Annotated in this window: 17 protein-coding genes; 8 read left to right on the top strand and 9 right to left on the bottom strand. The window is 53.6% G+C overall.

The window, feature by feature from the left end:
* Positions 1-11 precede the first annotated feature (11 nt).
* The gene (ypdK, locus tag JQ822_RS12400; RefSeq protein WP_010723117.1) at positions 12-83 is read left to right on the top strand and encodes a membrane protein YpdK; all 72 of its coding nucleotides are present in this window, start codon (positions 12-14) and stop codon (positions 81-83) included.
* Between the two features lie 55 nt (positions 84-138).
* Here ypdK and alaC read toward each other — a convergent pair whose 3' ends face one another.
* Positions 139-1389, bottom strand: coding sequence for an alanine transaminase (alaC, locus tag JQ822_RS12395; protein WP_213133710.1), 1251 nt, complete (start codon positions 1387-1389; stop codon positions 139-141).
* Positions 1390-1776: 387 nt separating this feature from the next.
* Between alaC and JQ822_RS12390 the strand changes: the two genes are divergently transcribed.
* The 4 genes from JQ822_RS12390 (at position 1777) to JQ822_RS12375 (ending at position 6199) form a co-directional block, all read left to right on the top strand.
* Positions 1777-3474: a LytS/YhcK type 5TM receptor domain-containing protein gene (locus JQ822_RS12390; protein ID WP_213133709.1), complete on the top strand. Its 1698-nt coding sequence runs from the start codon at positions 1777-1779 to the stop codon at positions 3472-3474.
* Positions 3475-3488: 14 nt separating this feature from the next.
* On the top strand, positions 3489-4223 hold the full coding sequence (gene ypdB / locus JQ822_RS12385) for a two-component system response regulator YpdB (protein ID WP_213133708.1): 735 nt from the start codon (positions 3489-3491) through the stop codon (positions 4221-4223).
* 24 nt (positions 4224-4247) lie between these two features.
* On the top strand, positions 4248-5102 hold the full coding sequence (locus JQ822_RS12380) for an AraC family transcriptional regulator (protein WP_213133707.1): 855 nt from the start codon (positions 4248-4250) through the stop codon (positions 5100-5102).
* A gap of 74 nt (positions 5103-5176) precedes the next feature.
* The gene (locus JQ822_RS12375; RefSeq protein ID WP_213133706.1) at positions 5177-6199 is read left to right on the top strand and encodes a hypothetical protein; all 1023 of its coding nucleotides are present in this window, start codon (positions 5177-5179) and stop codon (positions 6197-6199) included.
* 37 nt (positions 6200-6236) lie between these two features.
* Here JQ822_RS12375 and ptsP read toward each other — a convergent pair whose 3' ends face one another.
* From ptsP to glk, 6 genes are all read right to left on the bottom strand, one after another.
* Entirely contained in the window at positions 6237-8732 is a 2496-nt protein-coding gene (gene ptsP / locus JQ822_RS12370) for a phosphoenolpyruvate--protein phosphotransferase (RefSeq protein ID WP_213133705.1), read from the bottom strand.
* Between the two features lie 23 nt (positions 8733-8755).
* Entirely contained in the window at positions 8756-9796 is a 1041-nt protein-coding gene (gene ypdE / locus JQ822_RS12365) for an aminopeptidase (protein ID WP_213133704.1), read from the bottom strand.
* On the bottom strand, positions 9796-10881 hold the full coding sequence (gene ypdF, locus JQ822_RS12360; protein ID WP_213133703.1) for an aminopeptidase: 1086 nt from the start codon (positions 10879-10881) through the stop codon (positions 9796-9798). Before ypdF ends, ypdE begins: the two co-directional genes overlap by 1 nt.
* 17 nt (positions 10882-10898) lie before the next feature.
* Entirely contained in the window at positions 10899-12146 is a 1248-nt protein-coding gene (locus JQ822_RS12355) for a PTS fructose transporter subunit IIC (RefSeq protein ID WP_213133702.1), read from the bottom strand.
* Positions 12147-12166: 20 nt separating this feature from the next.
* Positions 12167-12493, bottom strand: a complete 327-nt coding sequence (locus JQ822_RS12350; protein WP_213133701.1) for a PTS fructose transporter subunit IIB — start codon at positions 12491-12493, stop codon at positions 12167-12169.
* Between the two features lie 191 nt (positions 12494-12684).
* A complete protein-coding gene (glk, locus tag JQ822_RS12345) occupies positions 12685-13650 on the bottom strand; it encodes a glucokinase (RefSeq protein ID WP_213133700.1) in 966 nt (321 codons plus the stop codon).
* A 204-nt stretch (positions 13651-13854) separates the two neighbouring features.
* Here glk and JQ822_RS12340 point away from each other — a divergent pair, with 204 nt between their 5' ends.
* Positions 13855-15090, top strand: coding sequence for an ion channel protein (locus JQ822_RS12340; RefSeq protein WP_213133699.1), 1236 nt, complete (start codon positions 13855-13857; stop codon positions 15088-15090).
* On the opposite strand, the gene JQ822_RS12335 is transcribed toward JQ822_RS12340, so the two are convergent.
* Complete coding sequence (locus JQ822_RS12335) at positions 15091-16743, bottom strand: alpha-keto acid decarboxylase family protein (RefSeq protein ID WP_213133698.1); 1653 nt, start codon at positions 16741-16743, stop codon at positions 15091-15093. It lies immediately after the preceding gene.
* Between the two features lie 182 nt (positions 16744-16925).
* On the opposite strand from JQ822_RS12335, the gene mgrA reads away from it, so the two are divergent.
* Entirely contained in the window at positions 16926-17924 is a 999-nt protein-coding gene (gene mgrA, locus JQ822_RS12330) for an L-glyceraldehyde 3-phosphate reductase (RefSeq protein ID WP_213133697.1), read from the top strand.
* A 129-nt stretch (positions 17925-18053) separates the two neighbouring features.
* A complete protein-coding gene (gene ypeC, locus JQ822_RS12325) occupies positions 18054-18392 on the top strand; it encodes a DUF2502 domain-containing protein YpeC (protein WP_213133696.1) in 339 nt (112 codons plus the stop codon).
* A gap of 31 nt (positions 18393-18423) precedes the next feature.
* Here the strand turns inward: ypeC and JQ822_RS12320 are convergent, their stop codons facing one another.
* Positions 18424-19662 (bottom strand): Nramp family divalent metal transporter, encoded by a 1239-nt coding sequence (locus tag JQ822_RS12320; RefSeq protein ID WP_213133695.1) that lies wholly within the window; start codon positions 19660-19662, stop codon positions 18424-18426.
* Between the last annotated feature and the right edge of the window lie 7 nt (positions 19663-19669).

The raw sequence follows: 19669 nt of genomic DNA, 5'->3' as shown, positions 1-19669 counted from the left end.
AGAGATGAAAAGTGAAATATTTCTTTATGGGCATTTCATTTATGGTCATCGTTTGGGCCGGTACGTTTGCCCTGATGATCTAGAAGAAAAGCCACAGCAAAAAACAGGAGCCCTCAGGCTCCTGTTTGCTTTTATGGGTTAAGCGTTCGGTGAGTCGGCGCTTTCAGAGGCTGATTTCATGCTGGTGGGCAGCAGGCCATCTGCACGGAACATCGCTTTAATCCCCCTGATCGCCTGGCGGATACGGTCACGGTTCTCAATCAACGCAAAGCGCACGTGGGTATCGCCATAATCACCAAAACCAACGCCCGGCGACACGCATACTTTCGCGTCATTCAGCATTTTTTTAGCAAATTCAAGCGAGCCCATTGCGGCATACTGCTCGGGAATTTTTGCCCAGACATACATCGACGCCTTCGGCATTTCTACCATCCAGCCCGCTTCGTGCAGCCCTTTGACCAGCACATCGCGACGACGCTTATACTGTTCTGCGATATCCCGCACGCACTGCTGATCGCCTTCCAGCGCGGCAATGGCCGCAACCTGCAACGGCGTGAAAGTACCGTAATCGTGATAGCTTTTAATACGTGCCAGCGCGTTAACCAGCGTTTTGTTACCCACCATAAAGCCAATACGCCATCCCGCCATGTTATAGCTTTTCGACAGCGTGAAGAATTCGACCGCTACATCGCGGGCGCCGGGCACCTGCATGATCGACGGTGCTTTCCAGCCATCGTAGACAATGTCGGCATAGGCCAGGTCGTGAACCACCAGCACGTCGTAGCGTTTAGCCAGGGCGACCACTTTTTCGAAGAACTCCAGCTCGACGCACTGCGCGGTCGGGTTGGACGGGAAACCTAAGATCATCATCTTCGGTTTCGGGTAGCTTTCACGGATCGCCCGCTCCAGTTCGTTAAAGAAGTCGACCCCTTCCACCAGCGGCACAGAACGCACCTGCGCCCCGGCGATGACGGCACCGTAAATGTGGATCGGATAGCTTGGATTGGGCACGAGGACCGTGTCACCGTGATCAAGCGTAGCCAGCATCAGGTGCGCAAGCCCCTCTTTAGAGCCGATGGTCACAATGGCTTCGGATTCGGGATCGATCTCGACGTCATAGCGTTCCTGGTACCAGCGGGAAATCGCCCGACGCAGACGCGGAATACCGCGAGAGGTTGAATAACCGTGGGTATCCGGGCGCTGCGCCACGGTACACAGTTTTTCGACAATGTGGGGAGGCGTGGCTCCATCCGGGTTCCCCATGCTGAAATCGATAATATCTTCGCCGCGCCGACGCGCAGCCATCTTCAGTTCAGCGGTGATGTTAAAAACGTAAGGGGGAAGGCGATCAATACGCGTAAAGCGACGTTCAGGGCGGGAGTCAGCCATAGTATCCTCAGATTCACGTTAGCGCCCGGACCGTCCGAGCGACGCTGCCACGATGGTGGCATGTTTAGAAAATAGCCTGAATAAATTCCGTCTGTCGAGAGGTAACGAAAAATATTTTTTCCTGCTTTAAAAGAGGAACAATAAAAATAAACAAGGAAATAAATATTTTTCGGCAACTGCAAAAATTACCAATCATTAACATTTTCAGCCCATGAACTTTACGTTGAAAATCAATCAATCCTGGACATGTCGTGCAAACTCACTTTTTCTTTACAATCCCCTTTTAATATTATGGTTTTTCCTCATTAAGTAGACGCTATGGGCAGGCTGGTCATCCTCGCTCAGGTTACCTATCATAGAGGTTTACTTCATTCGCAAGAGTCACCTGTGCACGAAATATTCAATATGCTGCTGGCGGTCTTTGATCGGGCAGCGCTGATGCTGTTCTGCCTGTTTTTCCTGATTCGTATCCGCTTGTTTCGCGAACTGTTGCACAAGTCAGCCCACTCACCGAAAGAGCTGCTCGCCGTTACCGCGATTTTCTCCATGTTTGCTCTTTTCAGCACCTGGTCCGGGGTACCGGTCGAAGGTTCTCTGGTTAACGTGCGTATTATTGCGGTGATGTCGGGTGGGATCCTGTTCGGCCCGTGGGTCGGCATCATTACCGGCGTCATCGCAGGCACCCACCGCTACCTGATAGACATCGGCGGCGTAACTGCCCTCCCCTGCTTTATTACCAGCATTCTGGCAGGCTGCATTGCCGGGTGGATCAACCGTAAGATCCCCAAAGCGCAGCACTGGCGTGCCGGTATTTTAGGTGGAATGCTGTGCGAATCCCTGACCATGATCCTGGTTGTCGCCTGGGCTCCCACCACCGAACTGGGGCTGGATATTGTCTCGAAAATCGGCATCCCGATGATTCTCGGTAGCGTTTGTATTGGCTTTATAGTGATGCTGGTTCAAAGCGTTGAAGGTGAAAAAGAAGCCAGCGCCGCCAGGCAAGCCAAGCTGGCGCTGGATATTGCCAATAAAACTCTGCCGCTCTTTCGCCAGGTCAACAGCGAGTCGTTACGTCAGGTGTGCGAAATTATTCGCCATGATATTCATGCAGACGCGGTTGCCATCACGAATACCCAGCACGTTCTGGCCTATGTCGGCGTGGGGGAACTGAATTACCGCGATAACGATGACTTCGTCAGTCCGACCACGCAGCAGGCGATCAATTACGGAAAAATCATCATAAAAAACAATGATGAGGCGCATCGCACACCGGAAATCCACTCCATGCTGGTGATCCCGCTCTGGGAGAAAGGCATCGTGACCGGCACGCTGAAGATTTACTACTGCCACGCCCACCAGATCACCTCCTCGCTACAGGAAATGGCTATCGGCCTGTCGCAAATTATCTCTACTCAGCTGGAGGTTTCTCGTGCAGAACAGCTACGTGAAATGGCAAATAAGGCAGAGCTGCGCGCGCTGCAAAGTAAAATAAATCCCCATTTCCTGTTTAACGCCCTGAACGCGATTTCGTCGTCGGTGCGACTTAACCCGGATACCGCACGCCAGCTCATTTTTAATTTGTCGCGTTACCTTCGCTATAATATTGAATTGAAAGACGATGAACAGATCGACATCAAGAAAGAGCTGTATCAAATCAAGGATTACATCGCCATAGAACAGGCCCGTTTTGGCGATAAACTGACGGTTATTTATGATATTGATGAAGAGGTAAGCTGCTATATTCCCAGCCTGCTGATTCAGCCGCTGGTAGAGAACGCCATCGTCCACGGTATTCAGCCGTGTAAAGGGAAAGGCGTGGTTACGATCAGCGTCGCAGAGTGCGGCAACCGGGTACGCATCGCCGTCAGGGATACCGGCCATGGGATCGATCCGCAAGTCATCGAGCGGGTCGAATCCAACGAAATGCCGGGCAATAAAATCGGCCTGTTGAACGTGCATCACCGCGTGAAGCTGCTCTATGGAGAAGGGCTGCATATCCGCCGCCTGGAGCCAGGCACCGAAATTGCGTTCTATGTGCCCAATCAGCACTCGCCCGCAGCCGCACCGGCCACATTGTTGCTTTAACCAGGAGTGAAGTTGTGAAAGTCATCATTGTTGAAGATGAATTCCTGGCCCAACAGGAACTGAGCTGGCTGATAAAAGAACACAGCCAGATGGACATTGTCGGCACCTTCGACGACGGTCTGGACGTGCTGAAATTTTTGCAGCACAACCGCGTCGACGCCATTTTTCTGGATATTAATATTCCCTCGCTGGACGGCGTATTACTGGCACAAAACATCAGCCAGTTCGCGCATAAACCCTTTATTGTGTTTATTACCGCATGGAAAGAACACGCCGTTGAAGCATTTGAGCTCGAGGCGTTTGACTACATTCTGAAGCCGTACCAGGAGTCGCGGATTGTCGGTATGCTGCAAAAGCTGGAAGCTGCCTGGCAGCAGCAGCAGACGGGAACTCCGCTCGCAGCCCCCGTCACACGTGAAAATGACACCATTAACCTGATCAAAGATGAGCGGATCATCGTGACCCCAATCAACGACATCTACTACGCTGAAGCGCATGAAAAGATGACGTTCGTCTACACGCGACGGGAATCGTACGTCATGCCAATGAACATCAGCGAATTTTGCAGCAAACTGCCGGCCTCACATTTCTTCCGCTGCCACCGCTCATTCTGCGTGAATCTGAATAAAATCCGCGAGATCGAACCGTGGTTCAATAACACCTACATTCTGCGCTTAAAAGACCTGGAATTTGAAATCCCGGTCAGTCGGAGTAAAGTGAAAGAGTTCAGGCAGTTAATGCATTTATAGCGCTTATTCCACAGAGAAAGAGTGATGAAAGAGCCAGGCTTGCCCGCAGACCAACAGTTTTTTGCCGATCTGTTCAGCGGCCTGGTGTTAAACCCGCAGCGCCTGGGTCGCGTGTGGTTTGCCACTCAGCCTGCCAATTTACCGACCGGCAGTTTGTGTATTGACCTCCCACGCCTCGATATCGTGCTGCGCGGGGAGTACAGCAATCAACTGGAAAAAAAGCAGCACTGTTTGCCAGAAGGCGAGATGCTGTTTATCCCGGCGAGAGCGGCCAATCTTCCCGGTAGCGACAAACCGGTTATGCTGTTGAGTCTGGTATTCTCGCCGTCCTGGCTGGGCCTGTCGTTTTACGACAATCGAACTGCATCGCTTTTACATCCCACTCGTCGTATTGAATTGCCGCATCCGCAGCGTGGTGAAGGCGAAGCGATGCTAACGGCATTGACCCACTTGAGCCGCTCTCCTCAAGCCCAGAGTATCATTCAGCCTCTGGTGCTCAGCCTGCTGCATCTTTGCCGCAGCGTGGTCAATACCCGTCCTGACACGCAGCGCCCGCGATCTGAATTTCTCTATCACAGCATGTGTAATTGGGTACAGGACAACTATGCCCAACAGCTGACGCGGGAAAACGTGGCGCAGTTTTTCAACATCACCCCAAACCATTTATCAAAACTGTTTACCCAGCACGGTACGATGGGCTTCGTTGAGTATGTCCGCTGGGTCAGAATGGCGAAAGCGCGCATTATCTTACAAAAATACCATTTGCCAATAAGCGAAGTGGCACAGCGATGCGGATATCAGGACAGTGACTATTTTTGTCGTCTTTTCCGCCGCCAGTTTGGCCTGACGCCGGGAGAGTACAGCGTTCGCTTTAAGTAGATCCCGTTGCCAAATGATGACTTTCCCTTATTTGTAGTATATTGGTCGTTACTCTATTTTTTACAGGTAATGTCATGGCAAAGCTGAGCGAAAAATATCAACGTACATATCAACGCGAATACAAAAAAGAAGCAGAGAAAAATGCCCTGGTATGGATAAGCACGGATGATTATTTAGCTGAATGCCTGGATATTCACGAGCAATCTCACCAGGATTACTCACTTCAAAAAAAGGTAAGTTCATGGCTTTTTATATTACGCATGAAACGTACTCCGGATTTATTAGGCTATAAAACTGCAATACACTCGAATAATATGGAAATGCTACACTCATCTCTGCTTCAGTCTGCCATGATTAAACATGTGACATTGGGTGTGGATTCAGGTTGCGACCACTCTATTAATATATGGACAACCCTGGATATTCTTGCCGCAGGTTTGTTTGATCGAGTACCACTGCTATTACCTGAAAAATTAGGTATGAGTGATAACGGCCACCCTGTTACGCTGGCCATAACTAATTTAATTATGGCGTTATGGTACAAACGTACCGACTTTGAAGCTGATGCCAGAAAAAGAGCGCAAAAAGTACTGGCGACGAAGCAAACACCTGCTGATGTGTTTACCCTCCGCTATCTGATGGCGCTTCTTGATGAGGATGTTACAGAAGCAGGCGCACAGCTCGATTTATACTGTAAAAGCGTCTCAGCGCTAAGGGAATCGGGGCTTACTAAACTCCATAAACTGTTCTGGCCATACGCGCATGGGTTATACAACCTGGCTTTTATTGTGTTGGGCAGAGAAAAAGCCAGTTTGATGATAAAGCCAGCCGCAGAGTGTTTCCTGGACGACCTGGCGGAATGGCAAATTAAGCATAACTATCGCCACGGACCGCTTTTTTTTGAATATCCTGAACCCATTGACGTCATTAATACGCTTATCTCGTGCACGCCACCAGAATGCTCTTTGCATCAACCCTATCTGGATACGGATAAAAGATATCGAGACAAAAGATACCTGCACGCAGAATATTTTGAACAACAGATAATACAGATAATTTTAGAGAGTATTGCCAGTCAGAACAGCCAGACCGGATAAGACGCGTATACGTCATTATCCGACCTGTCACTCAGGCTCAAAACGTCAATTCCGCCTCCAGCAGCGCCAGAATACTTTCGGCGTCTTGTGCAGCAAATAACGACTGGCGGAATGGCTTGTTCACAAGCTTTCGCGCAAGCTGCGAGAAGACCTTCACATGGTTAATGCCTTCATCGGCACCCAGCGTCAGCATAATGACCAGTTCAACCTCGCCCATTTCTGACTGCCAGTCAACCGGTCCGGCAAGCCGGGCAATGCTGATGCTGGAGTGGCGGACCCACTGAGATTTAGTGTGCGGGATGGCCACGCCAAAACCGACGGCGGTGGTGACGATTTCCTCTCGCTGCCAGACATCCTCTTCCAGCTCAAACGGATACTCCGTTCGCCCATTCACGCCGAGATTGCCGCACAGAAACTGGATCGCCTGCTCTTTGTTGGCAAGCGGCTCACCAACGAAGATATTCTCCAGCGCCAGCAACGGACGGACATCTTTAGGCGGTGTAAACTGGTTCAACAGTGCTTCTATTTCCTGCGCGCTGCGACACTCACAGGCTTGTAACGCGAGTTCCCGACACGCCTGGCTATCCAGTTGACGAAGCTGGCTTTTCAATCCCGGAATGCGTGGGCTGCTCATGCTTAACTCGTCGAGTCCTAAACCTAACAGTAGCGGCAGGTAACGACTCTCTCCGCCCAGTTCACCGCAGATACCCACCCATTTACCGCGATCGTGCGCCACCCGAGCAATCTGCTGCAGCATACGCAAGAACGACGGTGTAATCGGGTTATACAGCGGCGAAACGCGTGGGTTATTGCGATCGACCGCGTACAGGTACTGGGTCATGTCGTTTGAACCGATGCTGAAGAAATCCACCTCGTCGCAGAAGTGGTCGATGATGTAACACACCGACGGCACTTCAACCATAATCCCCAGTGGGATAGCTGAGGCATGGCGTAAACCGTCCGCCTTCAGTTCAGCTATCGCCTTCTGCAGTTCGCTTTTCACCCACAAAATTTGGTCAAGGCTATGTACCATCGGGATCATCAGCTGTGCGTTACCGAAGGTTGCTGCGCGCAAAATGGCGCGTAGTTGCGTACAAAACAGCCCGGCAAATTCAGGATAAATACGCACCGCGCGATAGCCGAGGAACGGATTCTCCTCCTGCGGAATATTGAGGTAAGGGATATTTTTATCACCACCAATATCCATGGTGCGAAAGATAACCGGTTTGTCACCAGCGGCCAGCAGCACCTGCTGGTAGGCTTCAAACTGCTCTTGCTCGTCGGGAGCGCTGTCCCGGTCCATAAACAGCATTTCGGTACGGAACAGACCAATCCCTTCCGCGCCGTTGGCAAACGCACCGGGGGCTTCCAGCGCGGTGCCAATGTTTGCCGCAACGTCAATTCTCTGACTATCTCTGGTGAGAGCGGGCTGCGCGGCATCGAGCGCCTGTCGCTGCTGGCATTCGTCGGCCAGCTTTTGCGCAATGCTGTAATATCCGCGCACGGCGTCATCTGGACTAATCGCCAGCACGCCGCTGCGGGCGTCCAACACCGCCTGCTGTCCGGCATAGCGACTGATGGCGTCCAGCGGCAAGCCGCTTAGCACCGGGATCGCCGATGCGCGGGCCAGGATCAAGGTATGCGAAGTGCGCCCGGTTTTCTCGAGCATCATCCCGGACAAATGCTGCAAATTGAGGCTCAAAAACTGGCTAGGGGTAAGGTCTTCGGCAACCAGAATGGTCGGCTTTTCCAACACCAACGCATTACGCGTTTGCCTTTCAGGCCAGGTGATGTGCAGCAACTGCTCGCTGATATCACGGATATCGCTAACGCGCTCACGCAGGTAATCGCTACCGGAAGCCGACAGTTTTTCACACACTTGTTCCATATTGGCGATAATCGCCGCACCTAATCCCAGATGCTGCTCGAGCATTAAGCGGCGAATGTTGCCCGCAAACTCATCGTCCTGAATCAGCGACAAGTGTGCACTCAGGATAGTTTTACTCTCACCATCGCGTTCACGCAGCTGCTGGTTAAGCTGTTCAGCCAGCGTTGCCAGGCTGTGTTCCAGCCGGGTGTTATCTTCCGCGCTTGCCGCAATAACGCGATAGCTTTCCAGATTATCACTCTGCCAAAGCGTGAGCTGACCTGATCCCACGCCGCCTGCCAGCACGTTGCCATACAGCAAATCCGGGTTGAGACGGATCAGCGAGCGCGGCAGCGGATGCGCCGCCAGCTCTGCAGGCGTGGGCTGAACGCTATCACTATCAATAAACCGGTGCTGGATATACGCTTCCAGAGCACGTCGGGCCTGTTCTTCATCACGACCAGTAATAATTAAACTGCAGCTGTCATTAAACAGCGTTCCGGTGCCGATCAGCGCCAGCGAGCTTTTCGCATCAGCCCGCGAGTTCTGGCGATGATTGATAAACACCACCTCACTTTGCCACTGGCTGCACTGTTCTTTCAGCTCCCACGCAGGCCGTGCATGCAGGCCATTAGGCAGCGGGCAAAGAAATTGAATCGTAAGCATAACAACTCCTGGTTAGCGCGAAATCAGCACCTGAAATCCGTCAGATGAGCCACGGTTTCGCACGTAAGATGTGAAATGAGAGCCGACAGCAGCTGTTGTGTCTGGCTGATGTCGCAACAATCAGCAATCGATGCCGCGCAGTGCCCGTAGCGGGTGGCGGGGCCTAACACCACCGTCGGGATGCCCGTACCGCTGAGATGTACCGCCCCGCCGTCGGTGCCGCCGTTACTAAACATATCGAGCTGTAGCGGTATACCCACCTCAGCGGCAATGCTTTCGATCCATGCCGTCAATTTTGGCGGCGCAATAAGTGACTTATCACTCAGCACCAGCATCGGGCCTTTACCGAGCTGTCGGTGGTTCGCTGCACCATAGTCAAAGTTTTTTGCCCAGCAGGCTGTATCCAGCACAATCGCTACATCCGGTGCGACCGCGCGTGCTGCCGTTTGCCCTCCGCGCAGCCCGACCTCTTCGCTGGAACTGGCCACCAGCCAGACCTCGCAAGGCAGTTCCGCACGATGCCATTCGCGCAGAAGGGCTATTAGTAAATAGCACCCGAGCCGGTCGTCAAAAGCTTTGCCCATCACCCGCTGGTGTGGCAGGACCTGAAAAGTCGTGTCGAAGGTGACGCGATCGCCCGGACGAACACCGGCCTGAATCACCTCGTCATAAGAACGTGCGCCAATATCTACCCGCAACGCGCTAACGTCACTTCCGCTGCGCTCACCGTCAAGCAGTCCGGGAATTTTGCTCTCTTCCCGCGTGGTAATGCGTACCGGCTGCAACTGTCGGGCCGCCATGCGAACATTGCCCACCGGCAACACATCGATCGCTCCTTCGCTGGAAATGCTGCGCACGATAAATCCCACCTCATCCATATGGGCGCAGATCATCACCTTTGGACCGTTCGACTCATTCAGGCGGATCAGCACCGATCCCAGACCATCGAAGCGCACCTCTTTATGCAAACGATCCGCCTCTTCCAGTAAGATCTGGCGAACCTCGTGTTCTGAAGCGGCGATCGCATCCGCCTCGCTCAGGGACTTCAGTAGCGATAAATCCATTACGCCTCTCCCGTGTGTAGCAATGTTTTCGGCATGCTGTAGAGCACTTCACCACCGTCTGGCGTGACGAGCACCACGTCCTCAATACGCACTCCTCCCTGCCCCGGCAGATATATCCCCGGTTCGACGGTCAGCAACATACCTACCTTCAGTTCGGTCATATCGGTTGGTGAGAATCGTGGATTTTCATGGACTTCAATGCCAATCGCGTGTCCGGTATTGTGACCAAAGTTATCGCCATAACCAGCGTCGGTGATTATCCGACGCGCGGCAGCGTCTACCTCGTGACAAAGACGGCCGGGGCGAATTGCCGCCACCGCCGCACGCTGCGCCGCCAGGACAGTCTGATAAACAGAAAACAGGGCACTTTCTCCCGCTGGCTGGTTTGCATCGGCGATGCGAAACGTTCGCGTCATATCCGAACAATAGCCCCGATACTGCGCACCAAAATCCAGCGTGATGAACTCGCCCGCCTCAACACGCTTGTCGCTGGCTTTTCCGTGCGGCAGCGCGCCGCGCCAGCCGCTGGCGACAATGGTGTCAAAAGACGCTTTTTCTGCGCCAAGCGTGCGCATAAACCACTCCAGCTCGGCGGCAATGTCTCGCTCACTGAGCCCCGGCTGAATAAAACGACGAATGTGTTCAGCGCTGAGATCGGCAATCCGGCAGGCTTCGCGGATACAGGTAATTTCCTGCGCCATTTTTACCTGTCGGAGCACATCCGGTACGGCGCTCACCAGTCGGGCACGCAGCTTGCCTGACCACGTGTTCACCGTGTCCCAGCTCACCTGTTCGCCTTCGAACCCCACCGTGGACAGCTTTTCGTCATCAATGATGCGATTCACCCGCGAATACAGCGTCTGCGTCCCATCGAGTAGATGGATCTGGTAGCCACGCGTGCGCGTTGCGACATCCGTGTAGTAACGGGAATCGACCAGGATATGCGCGCTGTTCTGGCTAATAAACACAAACCCGGAGCTGCTGGAGATCCCCAGATGCGGCTGTTTGTTCTGCCGCGATGAAAGCAGCATCGCATCAAGGCGCTGCGCCGTTAGCCATTCCCGCAGTGAGGCAAGTAAGCTCATGGTAACAATCCTTATTCTCAGAGGCTTTCAATCAGCAGTTTGCCTTTGCGATACATCCTGTGGCGAAGGAACACCACCATCAGTGACGTAATCACCGCACCTAACAAGATCCCCGCCATATAAACACCAAGGTTGGTGACCAGCGGCCATGCCCATATCGCCGACTCAGGAAACCACTGCACCGCACCCAGCCAGACGGCAGCTGTCGATCCCACAATGGCGCCAACCATGTAGGAAGGAATTGCCGTAATGGGACTTTCCAGCGCAAACGGGATTGCCCCTTCACTGATGCCCATAAACGCAAGAAACATCGCCGTTTTTCCCTGCGGGTAAAGCTGGGCGCTGAACAGGCGCTGACCGGTTAAGCGACGGTCAATGAGCGTTGCCAGACCGAGGCCAATCGGCGGGATGACAATCGCAATAGAGCGCGCCGTCACCGGCAGAACATGGTCGGTGGTAAAGCTGAAGGCAACAAATCCAGCGGCCTTATTAATAGGGCCACCAAGATCAATCGCCGTTGCCGCAGCGATCCCCATGGCATACATCAGCGTGCCTTTTTCTCCCGCTGCCGTCAGCAGGGTTCGAATGCCGCCGTTGATCCAGCCGCCAAACGGGGTTATCACGTAATACATCGCCAGCATGACGAAAATGGCGGAAAGAATGGGCAGTAAAAAAGTGGTTTTGAACGCCAGCAGGAAATCGGGGAGCTGGATTTTTTGGTTCATCCACTTCACCAGATACCCGGCGACAATCGAGATAATCAGCGCACCAATAAAGGTCGACGGTACGGGAGCGCTGGTCGCCCATTGCAGGGTGGCCGGGTCAAAGTTCAGTATCTGGGTTGGCTGGGTAGACATCAGCCCACCGATAAACCCGGCCGGAAACGCCAGTTTGCCGCCAATAGAGTTAGCGACGAACGCGGCAAACATCGGAATCGCAAAACCAAACAGCACGCCGCCAAAGGATTGCGACAGCCAGGCAAACTTCAGTAGTGAGAGATCAAAACCGGTGAATTTTCCGCTATTCAGCGCATCCATAATGCCGGTGTCAGCAGGAATATCGAGCCAGCTATAAGCGATCAGCTGCGAGAAGGCGAGGATGACCCCGCCCATGATTAACGTCGGTACCATACGCGAAATGCCCGACATCACATGCTGCGGGAGTTCGCCCCAAAAGCTATTGCGGGTGGCCTGGGGATTTTTTATTGCCGCTGCCGCACCAGATGCGCCAGGCACAACGGTTGCACTGCGTTTTTTAATGGCCATACGTGTTTCCCTGTAGACAATTATTGTTGTTCTGCGGCAACCATCTCTTCGATCTCTTTAATGATGCCAGCCGCGTTTTTTATCGCATCCTGTAACGTAATTTCGTACACATCGCGCGTTTCAAAACGCTCGTTATCTTCCGGGGTGACGGCGACAGAATGGATGATTAACGTCGCCTCCGCGATGTCCTGCGGCGTCAAACGATTTTGGATACCGTCCGCTCCCTGGGTTTCAATTTTCACTTCGTATCCAGCCTCAACCGCCGCCTCTTCCAGCGCCTGGGCCGCCATAAAGGTGTGAGCCAGCCCCATCGGGCATGCACAAACTGCAATCAGTTTTTTGGTCATTATCATTTCCTCGTAATAGTTAACGAGTGAAATTATGGCGGCAGGAAAGTCACGATCGTTACCCGATGAATAATGCTTTTACTGGACAAATAATTCCGCAATACAGAAATGTGACGCGTGTCGGAAAGGGAAATAGCAGACGAAAAAAAACCGCGTGAATGACGCGGTTTTACAGGCTTTTTGCGAAATAACTACAGAATATGCCCCAGCGTCTGGCGCAGATGCGCACCGGAGCCCAGCAGGCCTGGGTTATCATGCACAATCAAATATACCGGAATATCCTGCACGTAGGCTTTAAAACGCCCTTTATCTTCAAAGCCACCGCGAAAACCCGAGGCTTTAAAGAACTCGAGGAAGCGCGGCACGATACCACCGGCAATGTAAACCCCGCCAAACGTCCCCAGCGTTAATGCCAGGTCGCCACCAAAACGCCCCATGATGACGCAAAACAGCGATAGTGCCCGACGACAGTCAGTGCACGAGTCGGCCAGCGCGCGTTCGGTGATATCCTTCGGCTGCAGGTTTTCCGGCAGGCGTCCGTCTGATTTCACAATTGCGCGGTACAGGTTCACCAGCCCCGGTCCGGACAGCACGCGTTCCGCGGAAACATGGCCAATTTCAGCACGCAGAACTTCAAGGATAATCGCCTCTTCTTCGCTGTTAGGCGCAAAATCCACGTGACCGCCCTCTCCCGGCAGGCTCACCCAACGCTTATCGACATGCACCAGATGCGCCACGCCCAAGCCGGTTCCCGCACCGTATACCGCGATAGGTTTACCTTCTACCGGTTGTGTGCCACCAAACTGAATCAGATGCTCTTTTTTCAGCATCGGGATCGCCATCGACACGGCGGTGAAATCGTTGATGATTTCCAGATGGCTGAAGCCAAGATTCTTTTTCATTTCAGCAATAGAGAACGCCCAGGTATGGTTAGTCATGGCCACCCAGTCGCCGGTAATGGGACAGGCGATCGCAATGCATCCATCCTCAACGCTGACGCTATGCTCGTCCAGGTACACGCGAACCACGGCTTCCAGGCTTGGGTAATCCAGCCCGGAATAGGTTTTTGCCTGCGAGATCTCACCGCTGGCAATATCGCACAGAGCAAGACGCGCGTTGGTGCCGCCAACATCACCTACTAAAGCATATTTTGTCATTCTTTCACTGCTCCGCTAAAGTCAGAATAAATCTTTGCCACACTGTAAATTCATGGGGGCATAACAACAATGTTCTGAAGGCTGATGCCGGTGGAATATCGACCCAGATCACAGAATTACTTTATCGTTTCAGCACCATTTGCAGCGATGCCATTGGGCAGGCTGTGCAAACTATGTCTATGACTCTATTTGAGGGAATAGCAAATGCTCCATCCGCGAGCCAGAACGATGCTGTTATTATCCACTCCCGCCCTGATCATTGGCGTCGCCTCAAGCCTGGTGCTGATCGTCGTCATGAAAGTAGCGGCTGTCTTACAGCAATTTTTGTGGGAGCGACTGCCCGGCAGCATCGGTATTGCCCACGACTCCCCATTCTGGATTATCGGTATGCTGACGCTAACCGGTCTAATGGTTGGGCTGGTTATCCGCTACAGCCGTGATCATGCAGGCCCGGATCCGGCCTGCGAACCGTTAATCGGTATGCCGATCCCAACGTCGGCGATCCCCGGCCTGCTGGCCGCGCTGATCCTCGGTCTGGCGGGCGGCGTCAGTTTGGGCCCAGAACACCCCATTATGACCGTGAATATCGCACTGGCTGTAGCGATTGGTAGCCGTATGTTTCCCCGTATTGCTAAGCTGGACTGGACCATCCTCGCCTCCGCCGGCACTATCGGAGCGCTATTTGGTACCCCCGTTGCCGCCGCGCTGGTGTTTTCACAAACGCTGAATGGCTCCAACGATGTTCCTTTGTGGGATCGTTTATTTGCGCCGTTAATGGCGGCGGCCGCGGGTTCATTGACCACCAGTCTGTTCTTTCATCCGCACTTTTCGTTGCCTATCGAACACTATTCACAGATGCGTCTGACCGATATTTTTAGCGGTGCCATTGTCGCGGCCATTGCGATTGCAGCGGGCATGGTAGCCGTCTGGTGTTTACCACGCTTACACCAGTTGATGCATCGCCTGAAACACCCGGTGCTGATTCTCGGCGCTGGCGGCTTTGTTCTCGGCATTCTGGGCATCATTGGGGGACCGCTAACCCTGTTTAAGGGGCTGGATGAAATGCAGCAAATGGTGTTTAGCCAGACGCTGGGCGCGTCGGATTATTTCATGCTCGCGGTGATTAAACTGGCGGCGTTAGTGGTTGCCGCCGCCAGTGGTTTTCGCGGGGGACGCATTTTCCCGGCGGTATTCGTTGGCGTGGCGCTGGGGCTGATGCTACACGCTCATGTGGAAACCGTTCCGGCGGCGATCACCGTCTCCTGCGCCATTCTCGGGCTGGTACTAGTCGTCACACGCGATGCCTGGCTGAGCCTGTTCATGGCGGCAGTGGTGGTCCCCGACACCACCCTGCTGCCTCTGCTGTGCATTGTCATGCTTCCCGCCTGGCTGCTGTTGGCAGGTAAACCAATGATGATCGCCAACCGCCCTGATCAATAACTATCCCCCATTACGGGCTTCCAGCGCACGGGTCACCGTGCGCAATAACTCGGGAAGATCGGCTTTCGGCAATACCACCTCAATTAACGACAATCGTTGCGGACGAGACAACCGGGCCAGCACTTCTTCCAGCTGTACGGCTTGCGTCACGCGCCAGCATTCCGCCTGACACTCATGGCTTAACGCCTGTGGTACCTGCGTCCAGTTCCATCCGGCAATATCGTTATAACGCTGGCTCGCCCCGTGGATCGCGCGCTCCACGGTATAGCCGTCATTATTGAGCAGTAAAATAACCGGAGATTGCCCATCTCTGAGCATCGAACCCAATTCCTGAATCGTGAGCTGGGCTGCCCCGTCACCAATAATCAGGATCACCCGACGATCCGGACAGGCCGCTTGCGCACCGAATGCCGCCGGAAGGGCGTAGCCGATGGAACCCCACAGCGGCTGTACCAGAACGTCTGACCCGCTGGGTAGCGAGAGCGCCGCCGCGCCAAAGGCCGCGGTCCCCTGATCGACAAGAATAATGTCGTCAGGTGCCAGATATTGCTGCACCGCATGCCAGAAATTTTCCTGCGTCAGCGGCCCTTTCTCAATCTGACTACCCCCGACAGGAGGACGCTCTGGCGGAAGCGAAAACGACATTTCCAGGCACAACTCGCGCAGTGTGGCGACCGCCTGCTCCATCGGGACGTTAAACCACTGACTTCCCACACGCGCAGCATGCGGCTGAACCTCAATCGTGCGGTCCTGCGGCAAGCGCTGCGTAAAACCTGCGGTTAGCGTGTCAATAAAACGGGTGCCCACACAGATAATCGTATCGGCATCTTCTATCGCCTGGCGTACATATTCACTGCTGGCTCCAGCGCTATAAGTGCCAGCAAACGCCGGATGACGCTCATCAAAAAGCCCCTTGCCCATTAACAGCGTGGCATGAGCCATCGGCGTTTCCACCACCCAGCGCTGCAAGACTGGCTGCAAACCAAAGCGCTGCGCGAGAAAATCAGCCAGTAGCGCCACACGCGAACTGTCCAGCAGTCGTTCACGGGCCTGATAACGAAACGCTGCCGCCACGCTGTTCTCCGGTTCACTCAACGGAATAATCAGTCGCTCCTGCGGGGGCGTGGCGGGCTGTTTGGCAACATCGGCAGGCAGCATCAGATAGCCCGGCCTGCGCTCGGTTAGCATGACCCGCAGCACACGGTCAATTTCATAGCAGGCGTTTTGTTCATCAAGCACCGCGCTTGCTGCCGTCACCGCCTGGTGCATCCGATAAAAATGCTGAAAATCGCCATCACCCAGAGTGTGATGCATAAGCTCCCCGCGACGCTGGGCCCCGCTGCACGGCGCGCCCACTATCTGCAGTACGGGAACAAATTCTGCGTAGCTGCCCGCTAATCCATTAATGGCGCTTAGTTCTCCAACGCCAAAGGTAGTAAGAAGCGCCCCTGCCCCAGCAACCCGTGCATACCCGTCCGCAGCATAAGCCGCATTCAATTCGTTCGCACAGCCGACCCAGCGTACATCGGGATGGTCAATCACATGGTCAAGAAACTGCAAATTATAATCGCCCGGCACACCAAAAAGATGGCCAATACCACAACCTGCCAGTCTGTCCAGCAGGTAATCAGCAACAGAATACGGGGTTTGCATGACAGCTATCCTTCTGACGGTAACCTCATGTTGAGTATCGAAGAACTGTGATAGCTGTCCAGGAAAGACGCCGTGGAGGGGGTGGAAAGCAGAATTTACAGTGTTGCCGGTGAAATTTCATTGAAGTCTGCTCAGTGTAACCGTATACACTGAAATCCTCACGTTATCCGAAAGGGGGTCACATGGTTTATCAGGCTGATGAAAATCGCTATCAGACAATGGAGTACCGCCGCTGCGGTCAGAGCGGGTTAAAGCTACCGGTTATCTCTCTAGGTTTATGGCACAATTTTGGCGACACCACGCAGGTGGAGAACAGTCGAAACCTGCTACAGCGTGCTTTCGATCTGGGGATCACCCATTTTGATCTCGCCAACAACTATGGCCCTCCGCCGGGCTCAGCCGAGCGTAATTTCGGCCGTATTTTACAGGAAGATTTTTTACCGTGGCGGGATGAGCTCATTATCTCGACCAAGGCGGGATACACTATGTGGGACGGTCCCTACGGTGACTGGGGTTCGCGTAAATACCTGGTTGCCAGCCTCGACCAAAGCCTCAAACGCATGGGGCTGGAATACGTCGATATCTTCTACCACCATCGCCCTGACCCACAAACGCCGCTCAGAGAAACCATGAAGGCGCTGGATCATATTGTTCGCCAGGGTAAAGCGTTGTATGTCGGGCTGTCTAACTATCCCGCCGACCTTGCCAGACAGGCGATTGAGATCCTCGACGACTTAGACACCCCATGCCTGATCCACCAGCCGAAATATTCCATGTTTGAACGTTGGGTGGAAGGGGGATTATTGTCGCTGCTGCAGGAGAAAGGCGTGGGAAGTATTGCTTTCTCACCGCTGGCAGGCGGGCAGTTAACCGACCGCTACCTGAACGGGATCCCGGCGGATTCCCGTGCGGCAAGCGGCAGTCGCTTTCTGAATCCGGATCAGATCACGCCAGAAAAACTGGAAAAAGTCCGCCAACTGAACGCGCTGGCTGAGCGTCGGGGGCAGAAGCTCTCCCAAATGGCCCTGGCCTGGGTTCTGCGGGAAGACAAAGTCACCTCAGTGCTTATTGGTGCCAGTAAAACGGCGCAAATTGAAGATGCTGTCGGCATGCTGGCAAACCGTTATTTCTCTGCAGAGGAGTGTGCAGAGATTGACGCCATCCTGGGTTGTTCGAAATAAAGACACATTTATTAACAAAAAGTGCTCTCTTTTATGATTTAAGAGTTAAGGCGATTAAACGGGGCTTTACTGCCCCGTAATATTGCGTTAACAGGCCGGCTACGGCTCGATCGTGAAGGAGAGAAAAAAATGTTCAGGTCACTGATTCTGGCTGCAGCCTTATTGGCTTTTACGCCGCTGGCCGTAAACGCTGGCGAAATCACCCTGCTGCCATCAATAAAATTACAAATTGGCGATCGCGACAATTATGGTAACTACTGGGATGGCGGGCACTGGCGCGACCGGGGTTACTGGCACAATAATTATGAATGGCGCAAAAATCGCTGGTGGCGTCATGATAACGGAAATCATCGCGGCTGGGATAAGCGCAAAGCTTACGAGCGCGGTTACCGTGAAGGCTGGAACGATCGCGATGACCATCGCGGTCGCGGAAAGGACCGCGGACGAGGTCATGGCCACCATCATTAATGTAACAAAAGAGCCTGCGGGCTCTTTTTTCTTACAAACCGAGCGCGGTCCCTACCAGCAACCAGATATTCAGCGCCACCACCAGCACCACGATTATCCAGCCAACATATTTGACCCAGACGGTGTTAACCAAATCTCCCATTAACGTACTGTTGCTGGTGAATATCAGGAGTGGTACCAGCGCCAGCGCTATACCGAAACTGAGTAGAACCTGACTCATGACCAGAATACGCGTGGGATCGAGTCCCATCAGGATGACGATAAACGACGGCATCATGGTAACCGTACGACGAACCCACAGCGGGATGTGAAAACGAATAAACCCCTGCATGACCACCTGTCCGGCCAGCGTGCCGACAACCGTTGAGGAAAGTCCCGCCGCTACCAGGCTAAGACCAAATACCGTCGCTGCCGCATGACTCAACAACGGCTCCAGCGTCAGATAAGCCTGATCGAGATCGGTAATGCCGGTATGGCCGCTGAAATGAAAGGCCGCTGCGGCTGTAGCCATCATCGCCAGATTGACAAACCCGGCAATGGTCATGGCAATGGCCACATCCCATTTGGTTGCCGCATAGCGCTGTTGACGTGTCCCGCCATGCAGGTGCTGGGTTAAAGAGGAGTGCAGATAAATGACGTGCGGCATAATTGTCGCGCCGAGCACGCCGGCCGCCAGAAAGACCGCTTCGGAGTTCGGCAGGCTGGGAATAATCATCCCCTTACTCAACTGTGCCAGATTTGGCTGCGAGAAAATCAGTTCGACAATATAAGCCGCGGCAACAAACAACAGCAATCCGCCAATCACTTTTTCCAGCGGTTTTTGCCCGCGACGCTGCAGCATCAGGATTAAAAATGTAGCAATACCGGTCAGTACCGCCCCTTGCAGCAGCGAAACGCCGAGGATCAGCTTAAAGCCAATTGCGGCACCGATAAATTCAGCAAGATCGGTCGCCATGGCAATAATTTCAGCCTGCACCCAGTAAAACCACACCACCGGACGCGGATAGTGATCGCGAATTTGCTCCGCGAGGTTTTTTCCGGTAGCAATACCCAGCTTGGCCGACAGCACCTGAATCAGCATCGCCATCAGGTTTGCCCAGACAACAACCCACAGCAGTTTATAACCGAAGCTGGCCCCTGCCTGGATGTTAGTGGCAAAGTTACCTGGGTCGATATATCCGATAGCCGCGATGAATGCAGGTCCCATTAACGCAAGTTTCAGCTTGCGTGCCGCCCGTCCACTGCTCGTCTCAACGCGTTCATTCGTCATTTTCTTG

Source organism: Citrobacter sp. FP75 (assembly GCF_018342065.1).
In the GTDB taxonomy this organism is placed as follows: Bacteria; Pseudomonadota; Gammaproteobacteria; order Enterobacterales; family Enterobacteriaceae; genus Citrobacter.
The sequence above is the reverse complement of the archived record's forward strand: the minus strand, read 5'-3'. Positions and strand labels throughout refer to the sequence as shown.

What these genes read in the sequence shown, in the direction of transcription:
- JQ822_RS12375 (WP_213133706.1), top strand. Translation starts at nt 5,177, where the DNA reads ATGGCAAAGCTGAGCGAAAAATATCAACGTACATATCAACGCGAATAC.
- JQ822_RS12350 (WP_213133701.1), bottom strand. Translation starts at nt 12,493, where the DNA reads ATGACCAAAAAACTGATTGCAGTTTGTGCATGCCCGATGGGGCTGGCT.
- ypdE (WP_213133704.1), bottom strand. Translation starts at nt 9,796, where the DNA reads ATGGATTTATCGCTACTGAAGTCCCTGAGCGAGGCGGATGCGATCGCC.
- JQ822_RS12335 (WP_213133698.1), bottom strand. Translation starts at nt 16,743, where the DNA reads ATGCAAACCCCGTATTCTGTTGCTGATTACCTGCTGGACAGACTGGCA.
- glk (WP_213133700.1), bottom strand. Translation starts at nt 13,650, where the DNA reads ATGACAAAATATGCTTTAGTAGGTGATGTTGGCGGCACCAACGCGCGT.
- alaC (WP_213133710.1), bottom strand. Translation starts at nt 1,389, where the DNA reads ATGGCTGACTCCCGCCCTGAACGTCGCTTTACGCGTATTGATCGCCTT.
- ypdF (WP_213133703.1), bottom strand. Translation starts at nt 10,881, where the DNA reads ATGAGCTTACTTGCCTCACTGCGGGAATGGCTAACGGCGCAGCGCCTT.
- ptsP (WP_213133705.1), bottom strand. Translation starts at nt 8,732, where the DNA reads ATGCTTACGATTCAATTTCTTTGCCCGCTGCCTAATGGCCTGCATGCA.
- ypeC (WP_213133696.1), top strand. Translation starts at nt 18,054, where the DNA reads ATGTTCAGGTCACTGATTCTGGCTGCAGCCTTATTGGCTTTTACGCCG.
- mgrA (WP_213133697.1), top strand. Translation starts at nt 16,926, where the DNA reads ATGGTTTATCAGGCTGATGAAAATCGCTATCAGACAATGGAGTACCGC.
- JQ822_RS12320 (WP_213133695.1), bottom strand. Translation starts at nt 19,662, where the DNA reads ATGACGAATGAACGCGTTGAGACGAGCAGTGGACGGGCGGCACGCAAG.
- JQ822_RS12355 (WP_213133702.1), bottom strand. Translation starts at nt 12,146, where the DNA reads ATGGCCATTAAAAAACGCAGTGCAACCGTTGTGCCTGGCGCATCTGGT.
- JQ822_RS12380 (WP_213133707.1), top strand. Translation starts at nt 4,248, where the DNA reads ATGAAAGAGCCAGGCTTGCCCGCAGACCAACAGTTTTTTGCCGATCTG.
- JQ822_RS12340 (WP_213133699.1), top strand. Translation starts at nt 13,855, where the DNA reads ATGCTCCATCCGCGAGCCAGAACGATGCTGTTATTATCCACTCCCGCC.